Source organism: Candidatus Poriferisocius sp., assembly GCF_965219815.1.
Taxonomy (GTDB): domain Bacteria; phylum Actinomycetota; class Acidimicrobiia; order Acidimicrobiales; family Bin134; genus Poriferisocius.
Map to the genome: position 1 here is coordinate 235,369 of NZ_OZ244791.1, position 14,509 is coordinate 249,877.

Annotated in this window: 13 protein-coding genes and 1 tRNA gene; 6 read left to right on the forward strand and 8 right to left on the reverse strand. The window is 64.1% G+C overall.

The window, feature by feature from the left end; all coding sequences use genetic code 11:
• Positions 1-10 precede the first annotated feature (10 nt).
• Complete coding sequence (locus ACOQPI_RS01115; RefSeq protein ID WP_420617888.1) at positions 11-1,672, forward strand: flavin-containing monooxygenase; 1,662 nt, start codon at positions 11-13, stop codon at positions 1,670-1,672.
• 3 nt (positions 1,673-1,675) lie between these two features.
• Here ACOQPI_RS01115 and ACOQPI_RS01120 read toward each other — a convergent pair whose 3' ends face one another.
• The 4 genes from ACOQPI_RS01120 to ACOQPI_RS01135 form a co-directional block, all read right to left on the reverse strand.
• Positions 1,676-2,329 (reverse strand): GIY-YIG nuclease family protein, encoded by a 654-nt coding sequence (locus tag ACOQPI_RS01120; protein WP_420617889.1) that lies wholly within the window; start codon positions 2,327-2,329, stop codon positions 1,676-1,678.
• On the reverse strand, positions 2,326-3,300 hold the full coding sequence (locus ACOQPI_RS01125) for a DNA cytosine methyltransferase (RefSeq protein WP_420617890.1): 975 nt from the start codon (positions 3,298-3,300) through the stop codon (positions 2,326-2,328). The genes ACOQPI_RS01120 and ACOQPI_RS01125 overlap by 4 nt, the downstream gene beginning before the upstream one ends.
• Before the next feature lie 182 nt (positions 3,301-3,482).
• The gene (locus ACOQPI_RS01130) at positions 3,483-4,412 is read right to left on the reverse strand and encodes a hypothetical protein (protein ID WP_420617891.1); all 930 of its coding nucleotides are present in this window, start codon (positions 4,410-4,412) and stop codon (positions 3,483-3,485) included.
• Positions 4,413-4,421: 9 nt separating this feature from the next.
• Positions 4,422-5,339: a hypothetical protein gene (locus tag ACOQPI_RS01135; protein ID WP_420617892.1), complete on the reverse strand. Its 918-nt coding sequence runs from the start codon at positions 5,337-5,339 to the stop codon at positions 4,422-4,424.
• 137 nt (positions 5,340-5,476) lie between these two features.
• Here ACOQPI_RS01135 and ACOQPI_RS01140 point away from each other — a divergent pair, with 137 nt between their 5' ends.
• Positions 5,477-5,701: a hypothetical protein gene (locus ACOQPI_RS01140; RefSeq protein WP_420617893.1), complete on the forward strand. Its 225-nt coding sequence runs from the start codon at positions 5,477-5,479 to the stop codon at positions 5,699-5,701.
• A gap of 127 nt (positions 5,702-5,828) precedes the next feature.
• On the opposite strand, the gene ACOQPI_RS01145 is transcribed toward ACOQPI_RS01140, so the two are convergent.
• Together ACOQPI_RS01145 and ACOQPI_RS01150 are read right to left on the reverse strand one after the other, a co-directional pair.
• Positions 5,829-6,932, reverse strand: a complete 1,104-nt coding sequence (locus ACOQPI_RS01145) for a hypothetical protein (RefSeq protein ID WP_420617894.1) — start codon at positions 6,930-6,932, stop codon at positions 5,829-5,831.
• 72 nt (positions 6,933-7,004) lie between these two features.
• Entirely contained in the window at positions 7,005-7,988 is a 984-nt protein-coding gene (locus ACOQPI_RS01150; RefSeq protein ID WP_420617895.1) for an NIPSNAP family protein, read from the reverse strand.
• Between the two features lie 119 nt (positions 7,989-8,107).
• Between ACOQPI_RS01150 and ACOQPI_RS01155 the strand changes: the two genes are divergently transcribed.
• The 3 genes from ACOQPI_RS01155 to ACOQPI_RS01165 all read left to right on the forward strand — a co-directional run bounded on the left by ACOQPI_RS01155 (position 8,108) and on the right by ACOQPI_RS01165 (position 13,261).
• Complete coding sequence (locus tag ACOQPI_RS01155) at positions 8,108-9,538, forward strand: ABC transporter substrate-binding protein (protein WP_420620967.1); 1,431 nt, start codon at positions 8,108-8,110, stop codon at positions 9,536-9,538.
• A 67-nt stretch (positions 9,539-9,605) separates the two neighbouring features.
• Positions 9,606-11,339, forward strand: coding sequence for an ABC transporter ATP-binding protein (locus ACOQPI_RS01160; RefSeq protein ID WP_420617896.1), 1,734 nt, complete (start codon positions 9,606-9,608; stop codon positions 11,337-11,339).
• A complete protein-coding gene (locus tag ACOQPI_RS01165) occupies positions 11,336-13,261 on the forward strand; it encodes an ABC transporter ATP-binding protein (protein ID WP_420617897.1) in 1,926 nt (641 codons plus the stop codon). The genes ACOQPI_RS01160 and ACOQPI_RS01165 overlap by 4 nt, the downstream gene beginning before the upstream one ends.
• A gap of 55 nt (positions 13,262-13,316) precedes the next feature.
• Here the strand turns inward: ACOQPI_RS01165 and ACOQPI_RS01170 are convergent.
• A tRNA-Ser gene (locus ACOQPI_RS01170) sits at positions 13,317-13,406 on the reverse strand.
• A 54-nt stretch (positions 13,407-13,460) separates the two neighbouring features.
• Here ACOQPI_RS01170 and ACOQPI_RS01175 point away from each other — a divergent pair.
• Complete coding sequence (locus tag ACOQPI_RS01175) at positions 13,461-13,910, forward strand: nucleoside deaminase (protein WP_420617898.1); 450 nt, start codon at positions 13,461-13,463, stop codon at positions 13,908-13,910.
• Between the two features lies 1 nt (position 13,911).
• Here ACOQPI_RS01175 and ACOQPI_RS01180 read toward each other — a convergent pair whose 3' ends face one another.
• Positions 13,912-14,499 (reverse strand): copper resistance CopC family protein, encoded by a 588-nt coding sequence (locus ACOQPI_RS01180; RefSeq protein WP_420617899.1) that lies wholly within the window; start codon positions 14,497-14,499, stop codon positions 13,912-13,914.
• Positions 14,500-14,509 lie beyond the last annotated feature (10 nt).

Genomic DNA, 14,509 nt, shown 5'->3' on the forward strand with positions numbered 1-14,509 from the left:
CTTCTGCTGGATGACAGGCATCCGCGATGCTTGTTCCATCGAAGATCCAATTACCGAACCGGACTTCGACGTCGTCATCATCGGCGCCGGTGCCGCGGGGCTGTACGCCCTTCACCGGGTGCGCGGGCTCGGCTTGTCGGCCAAAGTCTTCGAGAAGGGCGACGGGGTGGGCGGCACCTGGTACTGGAATCGCTACCCCGGTGCCCGGTGCGACGTGGAGAGCTGGGACTACTGCTACACGTTCTCGGAGGAGCTCGAACAGGAGTGGGAGTGGACCGAGCGGTTTCCCACCCAGCCGGAGTTGGAGCGCTACTTCAACCACGTTGCCGACCGCTTCGACCTGCGCCGAGACATCGAGTTCGACACCCGGGTGGATCAGGCCCGCTTCGACGACGAACAGAACCGCTGGATCATCCGCACATCCAAGGGCGCAACGGTCTCAGCCCAATACGTGGTGTCGGCCGCGGGCTGCCTGTCGGAGGTGAATACGCCTCGATTCAAGGGGGCGGAGACGTTCGAGGGCCAGCAGATCCACACGGCCCGCTGGCCCAAGGGCGGCATCGACGTGACCGGCATGCGGGTCGGGGTGATCGGCACCGGCTCCACCGGCATTCAGGCCATCCCGCAGCTGGCCAAGCAGGCCGAGCATCTGTTCGTATTCCAGCGCACCCCGCAGTTCGCCATCCCAGCTCGCAATACGCCAATCGACGACACCACCCTGGAGGAGCTGAAGCACAACTACCGCGAGCGGTGGGAGCTCAAGAGGGCGAGTCCGGTGGGGATGGGGCGCCGTCCTCCCGAGGTCTCGTCGGCCCTAGAGGTGGACGAGGCAACTCGAACGAGGATCCTGGAGGACTCGTGGGCACTCGGCGGGCCGGGTTTCGCCCGCACCTTCGACGACGTGATGACCAACGTTGATTCGAACCAGCTCACCTCTGAGTTCGTTCAGGACAAGATCAGAGAGAAGGTCGCCGATTCTGCGGTGGCCGAGAGCCTCCTGGCCATCGATCACCCCCTCGGCGCCCGGCGGTTGATCGTGGAGATCGACTACTTCGAAACCTACAACCGTCCCAACGTGACTCTGGTGGATGTGGCGGCCGCCCCGATTGAAGAGATCACACCCCAGGGCCTCCGGACCACCGAGGGCTCCTTCGACCTCGACCTGATCGTGTACGCCACCGGATTCGACGGCATGACCGGCGCTTTGCTCGCCATGGACATCCAGGGCGTCGGCGGCATTGCCCTTCGTGACAAATGGGCCAACGGAGCCGGCGCCTACCTCGGTCTGGTGGCGTCGGGGTTCCCCAACCTGTTCATGATCACCGGCCCCGGCAGCCCCGCGGTGTTCAGCAACGTGATCTTCTCCATCGAGCAGCACGTCGACTGGATCGGCAACTGCCTAGCCCACATGACTGAAAGCGGCTTCGACCGCATCGACTCCGACCCCGAGGCCGAAGCCGAATGGACCCGCCAGGTCCACGAGATCGCCGCCCAGTCCATCGTGGGCAAAACCGACTCCTGGTGGACAGGCGCCAACATCGAGGGCAAACCCCAAGGCGTCACCTTCTACCTCGGCGGCACCCACACCTACCGCGAAATCTGCGAAGAAATCGCCGCCAACTGCTACAGAGGATTCGTCTTCCAACCAGCCAATAGCCCCGCAAGCGCGTGAGGGTCAGATCTCTTCGGACGTGTCACCGATGGAGCCTCCCAGTTCCTCAAGTCGCGTCCGGGCTAAGTGTTCAAGTCGACGAGACTGGACCCACAGAGTTCGTCGAATGCCGTTGCTGACCTGCCGTTCGCTGATGACCCGAGCTAGATCAGCGATGGTGCGCGCTCGACGGGCTAGACGCAGGTCAGGATGTTCGCGGCTCTCGCGAGCATCTTCAGGCAAGATTGCTCCCCGCACGGATGGCGGTAGTTCGATCACCTCGGTCTCAGTGATCTCCCCTTCGTTGAGCACAGCGTTGAATTGCGACGTGGAAAGGGCGTGGCGATAGACGGTGTACTCCGCCCGATCGAGCGTGTTACCCGCTTCTTTTTCCTCTAGATCCCAAAATGGCCACATCTCGACTTCGGCAACCTCGAACGGGTCGAGGACCCGCATGGCCACTGCGTCCGTGCGTTGGTTCGTCAGATGACGTCGGATGCGAGTGCGAAGGTTCTCTTGGGTCTGACCGACGTAAATCGGCTCGCCGTCGTAATCGATGAAGAGGTACACGCCGCATTTGCAGTCTCCAACCTTGCGGCCCGACGGGTCGGGGGCGTCGAGCAGGCGTGTCACTCCTTCGTAGAGAGCATCAACGTCCGGTGGCGAATTTGAAGTCAAGCCGCGAGCCTCATCAACCAATTCTGGCCAAGCCACTCAATAACCGGGACGCACACCGCATCACCCAACGCGAACATGGCTTGTCGTTCCGACACTGCGTCATAGTTCAGGTCTTCAGCCCCTTGAAGGCGGGCATAATCGTCAACATCCATCCAACGCACATCGAATCCGCCTCGGCCCACTCGCACTAGGGCCTGCCGTGAGGAACCTCCTCTTGTAGTTCGCAGCGCACCTGCGATTTCGTCGCTGCGGACCTCCCAAACGGCTCTTCCGTTGCGGGTGCGCCTATACGCACCTAGGAACCGTAGACGTTCGTCATGGCGCCATCCTTCGATCCGGTCACGCTGCAACGGCGACAGGGTCTCCAAGAAGGCGTCGCGCCGATTGGGTGCCCACCAGTCGCCGTCTGTGGTAGCCACATCCACCAGCCGCAGCGATGCTGCTTTGGGAACTTCCGGCATTAGCGGGTGTTCGCCTAGCGTGCCGAGCAAAAACACGCGGGCTCGGCTCTGCGGCACGAATGCTGAAGCATTGACGACAGTGGTATTCACCGTGTAGCCGACTGCTTCGAGCATCTCGACGACTAAAGCAAAGTCTCGGCCCTCGTTCACCGTGGCGAAACCCGGCACGTTCTCTACTATGACGGCCTTTGGGCGGCGTTCGCCCATCTCTTCAAGGATGCGGCAGAACTCGGTGATGAGGCTGGACTGTTCACCTTCGAGTCCGGCGAGGTTCCCCGCCAGGGACATGTCCACGCAGGGGAAGGAGGCGGTGGCAATTTCGGCGTCTGGGATGTCGTCCCCGCGCAGGTTGCGGATGTCCTCCACTACCAGCACATCGTCGCCCCAGTTGGCACGGTAGAGAGCGGCCTTAGTCTCGTCGATGTCGTTCGCGAACACAGTCGTGACCCCCACCCGCTCTAGACCCGCTCGCATCAGGCCCATACCAGCGAAGAACTCGGCGGCTCTCATGCTGCGATGTTGAAGAACATGGTGAACAGTTGGATTAGGATGGGGCATCGGCGGCTACCTTTACCGCGTGCTGTCTGTGCCATGAAAATACCGTACAGAGAGGGTGTGACATATTGATGGTCACTCTGACCTCGGGCTTGGCACCTCCGGCCGCAGAACCACTTCAAGCGGCTTCGGGAACCTCACGAAGCCTTGGGGGTGAACGTGCGGTCTGGCGCTTTTGCTGCCTCATCGGGTCGAGTCGAACGAGCCAAGAGAATGCCGCCTGCCAGCGCCACCAGCGGACCGGAGAGAATCAAGAGCCTGAATTCGCTGTTGCCGGCATTGCCTCGCATAAGCGTTGAAGCGACTCCCATCCCGGCGAGAAGGGCAATGGCACTTCCCGATGCTTGACAGGCAATCAAACGCCACTGTCTCCCACCGGCATTGTCGCCCTTGACCCTGGCAAGGGTCGTAATAAGCAGCACTGCGGAACCCAAAATGAGAATCGGGTAGCCGGTAATGAATTCAGTGCTCAGACCGTCGGCCAAGATCTCAAATGGCGGAAAGTCCGGTTGAAGAGCTGAGCCTTGGACTAGTCCGGCCCAAGGCAGAAACAGCGGAGCAACCACAGCCATCGTCGCACCCACTAGCGCCGGAAGCCATTCGATCCGCTGATCGGGTCTGAGGTTGGAATCGGGCAGAAGCAAGGCCGACCCGATCAAGGCGATCGCCGCGCCAGCCAGGGCGATCCATCCACCGGGGGCCACGTCGAATTCGTATACAGGAGCTGTCTCTACGCGGACAATGAAAATCAATACGGCGACGAGTCCAGCGAGGGCCCGTCCCAATACAACTCCCGGTCTCGACGGCCGCAGCAAAAAAGACAATCCTGAAGCCAGCACAATCAACCCCGCACCACCTGATACCGGTCCGGCTCCAACAAGCCCCGGGCTGTTCTCCAATCCTGGTTCCCGCCAACTCATCAGAGTGGCAGCAACCATGATGATGCCGCCGATCTTGACGACCAGAGACTTCTCCGCACCCAACCACATGAACCTTGGTTGCTGGACGCTCATCTCCCCAGCGCGCCCGTCAACCAAACCGGTTCTGCTGTCAGCCGGATAGCCCACGGCCAGCCCCTAAGCCGACCGAGCTGGCTGGACTGAGAGGATCATCACAACTCCGCCGGCCAGGGTCACAATGGGGCCAGACCAGACGGTGTTCAAGACAGGAACGGTTCCTCCCATAAACCTGGCTGCGATTTCCATCCCAGCCAGCAGGACAATTGCGACACCTGCCACTTGGATGCAGGCCGCCAGCCCCTGCTTCGATATCCCGCTTCGAATGCTGTTGGACATTGCGACCAAAACAGCGAGCAGGGCGAAAGACCCGAGAATGATGACGGGATAGCCGGTGATGATGCCTGTATCCAGACCGTCGGCATGGAGCTTCCCGGATCGTCCAAACACCTTGCGGACAGGAAACCCGTAATCCCAGGTCAGCAGGAACGGAGCGATCACGGCCAAGACCGCTCCAGACAGCGCTGGAAGCGGTTGCAGATTCCGACCAAAAGGAGCACCGGCTTTACTTAGATGCCAAATTGCTCCGCATAGGGCAAGCGCTGAAGCAACAACCCCGATCCAAGCCCCTACTGCCACGGCCGGAAACGGTCTGGTATCCACAAATTCACTTAGTTGCCAGACGTTGTCTGTGGTTTCCGCCCGGACTATGAAAATCAACGCAGCGGTGAATCCTCCGAGCGCAGCTCCCAATGCCACCGCTCGCTCCAGGCGCCCCAAAAGCAGCAGCAGTCCCACGACCATCACAACCAAGCCTGCGCCCGCTGTTGTCGGCCCGACGCCAGCGACGTTGGGGCGGGCATCAAGATGCGACTCCAGCCAACTCATCAAAGCGGCGATGACCATGACAGCCCCGCCGATCCTGACCACCAACACATCCCACGCAGGCAGTGGTGCCAATACACCTATCCGCGAGGAACTCGGCTCTTCCACAACAGATTCGCCAACACTTCGCTGGCTATCAGGCGCATCAGTCATGGCCTTTCCCCCCTGTAGAAGGTGTGATGGTTCTGGACTCTAGACCACATACCCCAATATTGGCTGAGCCCCTATCAGGCAGTCGGGGGCAAGAAATGCGAGTTCTTGGCATGACTAATTGATGCCAAGATCACACCATGGCCGATCTCCACCTGACGAATGTGCCTGATGCTCTTCACGAGCGGTTGCGCCAGCACACCATTGAGCGGAATTGCACCATGAGCGCGGCGGTGCTGGATGCGATCGAAAGGGAGCTCGCCCGGCGGGAGTGGAGCAAGCACCTAGCCACTCGCCCGACCACAGACTTCGGGATTGAAGTTGCCTCCCTGATCACCGAAGTGCGGACATCTCGCGACGCATAGCTTGAATGACCTCCGACAGCCGACTGGCCAGATCAACCGGCCTCGACATCACCGTCCACCACATTCGAATGAGCTGAACTGAGGGGTCGACTCACTCGAGACAAGATGGGTTGGCTAGATGGCGGGGTTAGGAATCTGGGAGTTGGGTGAAGGGGACTACTTGGGTTTGGGCGGTGGGAAGCGGTGCGGTGGAGCGGAACCAGCGGAGGCTTAGCGATCCTGCGGGATGGCCGGCGGTGTCTAGCCAGTTGGGCAGGCCGGGGTCTTGGTGGGCAACTACCAGCCGCACTGTGCCGTCGTCGCGGCGCACCGCGGTGTCGCCATTGATGACCGCTGTGCGGGTCCGCCAGTCCACCGTCTCGCCCCAGTGGTTGAGCAACACCCACGCCCAGTAGTCGGCTCCATCTGAAGGGTCGAAGTCCACCACCAGCGCTTCGTCGGGCCCGAGCCGCCATTCGCCGGAGAGATAGCGCACGTTTTCGGGGGTGTGCATGTCGCCCTCGTCAACCAAGGGCGGAAAGGTGTTGACGGGCGCGGTTTGGAGCTTCTCCTGCTTGTGATTCACCCACCAGTCGAACGCCCCCGCGGCGAAGAGCGCGGCAATCTCCAGCCCCAATTGCAACTGCTCGGGGGCGAGCATGGGAGTCGGCCCGGCCGCTGGTAGGGCTTTGATGGTCGGGCGGGGGTGGCTCTGACGCACGCTCAGGTCGGTGAAGTAGGTGCGGATGAGCACTGAGCTCGAGTCAGGTTCTAGGCGGAGCTGGTTGGGATTGTTGGGCTCGGGCTCGGGCGTGAGCAGCAACTCGTAGCTTCCGTCGGGGTCCACCGGAAGGCTTGTGTCCTCCACCGCGTCCACCAGACGTCGGCCGCCTTCGCCGGCGAAGTTCCCGGCGTACACCGAAATCTCCACTGCTACCGCTCCGGCCATGGTGGCGTTGATGCGATAAGAGCGGTTTCCGTCGATGTTGGCGAAGAAATAGGTCTGGTCGGGGTTGTCGCCCATGAACTTGCGAATGGTGGTCTGCACATCCACGAACTCTGGGCGGGCCGGATCCCCCCGCTCCAAGCACTGCTCCAGCCCGAAAGTCACAAATCGGCTCAGCGCCCGAATCCCCTCCGCCCGCACATCGGGATCGTCGGGTGCTCCAGGTGCGAAAACCATCTCCCCGGCATCCGCCATCGACTGGCAGTACGCCCGCCAAGCCGCAACCGAAGGGTCTTGTTCAGTCATTTTGTCTCCTCACAACGACAAGCCAGATCTTGGCGAGAGGTGTGGTGAACATCAGCCGGCTGGCGTTCGCGCCTAGAGGGCCCGGTGGAAGCGTCGGGATCCGCCTTTCACCAGGGGTATGGCGTCTTTGACGTAGGCGTTCCAGTGCGGGTCGGAAATGGTCTTGGCCCGCAGGTCGCTGTAGGCGGCCAGGGAGTCGATCTGCCAGGTGGAGTGGACCTCGGCCTGGAGGTAGCCCTGGTCGAGGGTGCGCCAGCGCTCCAGCAGGGTGGTGCCGTTCTCGGCCATGAACGGGTCATAGCAGCGTTCGAGTAAATCGACGTAGGCCTCGGCATCGGCGGCGGCGGTGTGGGCGGTGATGGTGTACAGCACGGGAGTGGTGTCCGGTGGCGGGGCGGAAGGGGACTGGTGCTCAGCGGGTGAGAGTTCGAACGGGCAGGTGAATATTTTCAGCGAGCCCACGTCGATGTCCAGGCTGGCAAAGCCCTCAATGCTCGAACAGGCCGTGCCGTCGGGCGTGTCGAGGTAGCGCTCCAACTGGGCCATGTCGGTGAAGGCCTGCTCCCAGACGTGGGTCCAGGCCCGCCCCTTGGCCGACACCCACCCCACGTCGTCGGCGCCGAACACCGACGCCGCCATTTCCTGGGGCTGCGCGGCGAGGGCCTCGATCGCCGACGCGTCGGCCTCAGTGCTCGCGTTCAGCAGCAGCACCCGGCGGATCCCGCCTCGTAACTTCTGGGTGGCGTCGGGCGTCGTGTAGCGCGTGGCGTAAGTGTTGTCGGTGATGCACTCGGGGCTGTCGGGCATGACGTAGTTGTCGATGGCCCCGATGTGGTACGGGTGCACCATGTAGGGCCCGGAATAGCTCGCCTCGTCGACAAAAGTGTTCTCCCACAGCACCGTGCGCGAGTCGAAATCAACGCCGGCTGAGGAATCCAACAAACCCGGTATGAACCGATCGGCGGCGCCCAACACGGCGATCATCTCCTGCACCGTCGCGTCGGGAACCCCGGGATTCACAGGAAGGATGTAGAACCGCCGGATCATGCTCGTCATGGTCCTCGAACGTACTTCATCGCGAGGCGATCTCGACGGGCTGGCGGCTAGCATTTTCGCTGATAGCGACGGCGGGCCGTGAGGGGGAAGTGATGCTTCGAAGGAATTGGTTGGCCCTCGTGGTTGTGGTGGTTTTGCTGGCTGCGGCGTGTGGGGGGGATTCGGACGGGCCTTCTTCGGAGTCGGCTGGCGCAGGCGAGCCCACTGCGGCATCTGAGCCCACCGCCGCCCCCGATCGCGACAGTGCCGACGCAGAGGACGCGGGCGATTCGGCCGCCACCGACGGTGGCTCTGAGGAGAGCGACGCCGCAACGAACGATGGCTCTGGGGAAGCCAGCGATTCTGCTGACGGAGGTTCGGAGGAGAGCGACACCGCACAAGGCGGAGAAGATGACGAAGTAGTTGTCGAGCTGACGGCCACCGCTCGGGGCGTGACGGCCGACACGATCACCCTCGGCGTTGCCATCACCGACGTGACGGTTTTCGCCCAGGTGGGCGACATTTTGGCCCGGTACCAGCCGCTAGTCGACGCCACCAACGCCGCCGGTGGGATCAACGGGCGCCAGGTGGAGATCATCACCGAGCAGTGGAGCATCCTCGACGAGGTGGCGTACGAAGCGGCGTGCGTGGTTCTCAACGAGGACCACGAAGTGTTCTTGGTGCTCGGCTTCCTCATCAGTGGCTGGGGCAATCTTCTCTGCTACGTCGATATCTACGAGACCATCGTGATCAACACCGCCGACTTGGCGCTGGAGGATGTTGACGCTAGCCAGGGGCGCTTGATGACCACACGCCCGTACCAGTTCGGCTCCCTGCTCGCCGGGTTAGAGCTGTTGAAGCCCGAATTCGACGGTGCCAAGGTGATCATCTACGGCGGCTCCACCGACGGGCGGCATGAGGTGGCCGCAGAGTTGCTTCGCGGCTTCGGCGCCGAGATCGTCGAGATCACCCAACAGCAGATCGGCGGAGAGGACCTGATTGCGGCAGAAGCCGAGATCGACATCAGCGTCGAGCGGTGGCGGACGCTCGGTCCCGACTGGATTGTCAACGTCGACGGCGCCGTGGCGGGTTCCTTGAACGGTCTTGAGCGGGCAGGGCTGACCGACTGGAACATCGTGACTCCGGCCAACGATGTGGCTACCAATATTGCTCTCGGGGCCGATCTGAGCCTGTTTCCCAATCTGATCGCCACCGGCGAGCCGGGAGTGGACGAGCTGATCGCTGAAGGCCTGTACGGCATTCCCGAGTGCTTCGAGATAATCAACAAGGCCACCGGACAGGGCTTGGGGACATCCACCGAGGGCGAAGACGCCGAATCCGGGACGGCGATGGAGGTCTGCGCGGCGTGGGACATCTTCGTGGCTCTGGCGACGGCCGCAGGGCCTGAACTCACCCCGGAGAGCTTCCTTCAGGCCGGGTACGACCTCGGGCACTTCCCCATGACGGGGTCGCCCAGCGGATCACTGACACCCGACAAGCCATGGGTGTCCAACGCCCAGCCGGCGCTCTTCGTCTACGACGCGGAGTTGGATGCATTCGTTCCCCGCTGACGGCGGTTGATGGCCATAATGGAGGTCGGAATTCCAAGAGTTGGGTGAAGAGGCTGATCAACCATCCATGAGCCTGCGGCGACTTCTCAAGAGCCATTTGGCCCCTCACCGTCGGGCCATTGTGCTGGTGTTAATCCTCCAGGCGGGCCAGACCACCACCGGGCTTCTGCTGCCGGGGCTGAATGCCACCTTGATCGACGACGGCGTGCTGCTGGGCGACCAGTCGGTGATCTGGCGGATGGGCGGGATCATGCTGTTGGTCTCGTTCATCCAGGTGGTGCTGCTCACCGTGGCGGTCTGGTACGGGTCGGAGGTGGCCATGTCGTTCGGCCGCGACATCCGGCGCGACGTGTTCGACCGGGTCACCCGCTACTCCACCCGCGAGATCGGCCGATTCGGCACCCCCTCCCTCATCACCCGCATCACCAACGACACGCACCAAATCCAGACGCTGACCGCGCTGTTCACGATCATGATGATCACCGCCCCGCTCACCATGATCGCCGGCACGGTGCTGGCCATCCGCGAGGACGCCGGCTTGTCGGTGCTGCTGTTCGTGGTGGTGCCCCTCGAGATCGTGGTTGCGGGCGCAATCATCGCCGCCATGACCCCCGCGTTCCAGCAGATGCAGGAGCGCATCGACCGCATCAACGCCGTGCTGCGCGAGCAGATCACCGGCGTGCGAGTGGTGCGGGCCTTCACCCGGGAGCCAACCGAGAGCGCCCGGTTCGCCGAGGCCAATCACCGCCTCACTGAATCCTCACTGCGGGCGGCGCGGCTCATGGCCGCCGTGTTCCCCGCGGTCACGCTGCTGGTGAACCTGTCCAGCGTGGCGCTGTTGTGGATTGGCGCCGACCGGATCGAAGACGGCTCCACCCAGATCGGCTCGCTGGTGGCCTATCTCACCTATCTGCTCCAGATCCTGTTGGCCGTGACCATGGCCGCGTTCATGGTGTCGATGATCCCCCGGGCCGCGGTGGCCGCCGAGCGCATCGTTGAGGTGCTCGACACCGAATCGTCGGTGCGCCCCCCGACCGACCCGGTGGGGGACTTCACCCGGCCGGGGACAGTGGAGTTCCAAGAGGTCGGCTTCCGCTATCCCGGTGCTGAGCATCCCGTGCTCGAGGGCGTGTCGTTCGCCGCCGTCCCCGGGCAGACCACCGCCATCATCGGATCGACTGGCGCGGGCAAGACCACGCTTTTGACGCTGGCCGCCCGCCTGGCCGACGCCAGCTCCGGGCAGGTCTCGGTGGGCGGCATCGATGTTCGCCGACTCGACCAGGCCGTGCTGTGGGGCGCCATCGGCTACGTGCCCCAGCGGGCCTATCTGTTCGGCGGCACGGTGGCCTCCAACCTCCGCTACGGACGCCCCGACGCCACCGACGGCGAGCTGTGGGAAGCCCTGGAAATCGCCCAAGCCGCGGGGTTTGTGCAGTCGATGCCCGACGGGCTCCAAAGCCGCATCGCCCAAGGGGGCACCAACGTGTCGGGCGGCCAGCGCCAACGGCTGTCCATCGCCCGGGCCCTGGTGGCCCAACCGGCGGTCTACCTGTTCGACGACTCCTTCTCCGCCCTCGACCTGGCCACCGAGGCCCGACTGCGCCAGGCCCTCGAACCCCGCACCCGCGACGCCGCCGTGCTGGTGGTGGCCCAGCGGATCTCCACCATCGAGACCGCCGATCAGATCATCGTGCTCGAAGGCGGCCTCGTGGTGGGCCAAGGGCGCCACGACGAGCTGGTGGACACCTGCCCCACCTACGCCGAGATCGTCTCCTCCCAGAGAGGAGGTGAGGCGGCATGAACCAGCGCAACCCCGGCGACGGAGAGCCGGAGGATCCCCAGCCGGAGGATCCCCAGTTGAGCGACGACAGCCAAGACGACGAAGACCAAGAGGCCCTCCAGACCTACGGGCGGGAGGCGCTGCGCTTCTCGGGGCGGATGAGCGCGCCGCTGCCGGTGGAGACCAGCCGCAATTTCCGGGGCACCGTTCGCCAGCTGGCCAAGATCACCGGCCGGGAGACTCCGATTCTGATTTTGGTGATGGTGTTGGCGGTGATGAGCGTGAGCTTGACGGTGATCGGCCCCTGGCTGTTGGGCGGCGCCACCGACATCATCGTGGACGGCGTGCGCCAAGGCGGCATAGACACCAACCGGCTCCGAGACCGGCTCCTATTCATCGGCGGGGTGTTCGCTCTGGCGTGGGCGCTGGGCCACATCCAGAACTACCTGCTCAGCGGGGCGCTTCAGCGATCCATGTTCCGACTGCGGGAGACCATCGAGGCCAAGCTCCACCGCCTTCCCCTGTCCTACGTCGACCAACACGCCCGGGGCGACCTGCTCAGCCGGGTGACCAACGACATCGACAACCTCTCCCAGAGCCTCCAGCAGACCATCAACCAGATGCTCACCGCCGTGTTGACCCTGGTGGGGGTGACGGTGATGATGCTCACGGTCTCTCCGCTTTTGGCGCTGGTGGCCTTCGTGACCGTTCCGCTGTCGGTTGTGGCCACCCGGATCTTCGCCACTCGGGCCCGACCCCGGTTCCTTGGGCAGTGGCGCACCACCGGCACGCTCAACGCCCAGGCCGAAGACGTGGTGAGCGGACACGCCATCGTCACCGCCTTCGGCCGCCAGCACCAGGAGCGCCAACGGTTCGCCGATGAGAACGCCAAGCTCTACGAGTCCAGCCGCGCCGCCCAGTTCCTGTCGTCGGCCATGCAGCCCGTGATGATGCTGATGGGCAACCTCCAGTTCGTGTCCGTGGCCGTGGTGGGCGGGCTGCGCATCTCCAGCGGGGCCATCACCATCGGCGACATGCAGGCCATGATCCAGTACACCCGGCAGTTCGCCATGCCGGTCCAGCAGGTGGCTTCGATGGCCGCCACCTTCCAATCGGGCATCGCCTCGCTGGAGCGGGTGGTGGAGCTGCTCGACGTCGACGAGATCAGCGCTGACCCCGAGCCAGTGCCCGACCCGCCGCCCACCCGGGGACGGGTGGTGTTCGACGACGTCCACTTCTCCTACGAGCCCGACAAACCCCTCATCACCGGGCTACAGCTCACCGCCGAACCCGGCCAGACGGTGGCCATCGTCGGGCCCACCGGCGCGGGCAAGACCACGCTGGTGAACCTGCTGCTGCGCTTCTACGAGCTCAACGGCGGGCGCATCACCCTCGACGGGCGCGACATCACCGCCCTGCCCCGCAAGGAGCTGCGGTCGAAGTTCGGCATGGTGCTCCAAGACACCTGGCTGTTCGGCGACACCATCTGGGAGAACCTCCGCTACGGCAACCCCGACGCCACCGACGCCCAGATCCTGGAGGCCGCCCGGGTCACCTATGTGGATCGCTTCGTCCCCTCGCTGCCCGACGGCTACGACACCGTGATCAACGACGAGGGCGACAACATCTCCGCCGGCCAGAAGCAGCTGCTCACCATCGCCCGGGCCTTTCTGGCCGACCCGGCGATCCTCATTCTCGACGAGGCCACCTCGTCGGTGGACACCCGCACCGAGGTGCTGATCCAAGAGGCCATGAACGCCCTGCGGGCCGACCGCACCAGCTTCGTGATCGCCCACCGCCTGTCCACCATCCGCGGCGCCGACACCATCGTGGTGATGGACGGCGGCCGCATCGCCGAGCAGGGCTCCCACGACGAGCTCTTGGCCCGCGGCGGCCCCTACGCCGACCTGCACGCCGCCCAATTCGCAGGCCAAGCCACCTGACGCCGACATCGCCCCAGAGACGGTGGCCGACAGGGCGCGACGGGTGGTCTGAGAATGGCGGAAGGTATGGGATTCGAACCCATGGTGACCCGGAGGCCACAACGGCTTTCGAGGCCGCCCCATTCGTCCGCTCTGGCAACCTTCCGCTCTTCAGGATAGTGAGCGGTGGCCGCGGCCTCCCAGCCCATATCCTGACCCTGTGACCGATGACCGCACGCTCATGGAGCTGGCCTTGGCCCAGGCCCGACGGGCGGCTGAGCAGGGCGAGGTGCCCATCGGCGCAGTGGTGGCCATCGACGGGGAGGTAGTGGCCGCCCGCCACAATGAGCGGTTAAGCACCAATGACCCCACCGCCCATGCCGAGATCTTGGCCCTGCGGGATGCGGGCGCAGCGCGGGGCTCCTCCCGGCTCGACGGAGCGGTGCTGGTCACCACTTTGGAGCCCTGTCCAATGTGTGCCGGAGCGGCGGTGATGGCCCGGGTGGCCCGGGTGGTGTTCGCCGCCGAGGACCCCAAGGCCGGGGCGTGCGGCACCCTCTACAACCTGGGCGCCGATCCTAGGCTCAACCACAATTTCGAGGTGGTGGCCGGCATCGGCCGAGACGAGTCCGCCGCCCTGCTCAAAGACTTTTTCGCCGAACTCCGCTGAGCTAGCGGCGCTTTTTGCGGTTGCCGGGCTTGCCGCGCTTGCGGGGCCAGAAGACCCAGGAGGCGAGGACCACGGCCACGGGGATGACCACAATCAGCGCAATGGTGCTGCCGCTGATGCCGCCTCCGCCCCCCGACCCTTCGGCGGCGGACTCGGGAAGCCACTCCGGCGGGGCTGCGGCCGGGTCGTAGGTGAACTCGAATTCCTCGGTGGCCCAATCCCCATCGGAGTCGTCCAGTAACTCCCATATCACCTTGTATGTGCCGGGCTCGGTGAGCGGGTCGAAGTGCCCCCGCACCAAGTGGCCGTTCACCTCAATCCTCGTCAGAGCACGGGTGCCGTCGGGGTATTGCAGCGCCACGCCGTTTGACTGGTGGGGTCGGATCGGCTCTCGGAACTCCATCTCCACCCGGTCGACCATTCCACCCACTGTTTGACCGGGGTCCGGGGCCGACCGGCGCATCTCCGCATGGGCGGCGGCGGTGTCGCTGAACACCACCAGCAGGGAGAGAAGCAGGGCCAGCACGATGGCGATCGCCACCACCAATGCCACTGCCCTCTGTGCCCTCTTGCGGGTCCGAACTCTCACACCGCCACAC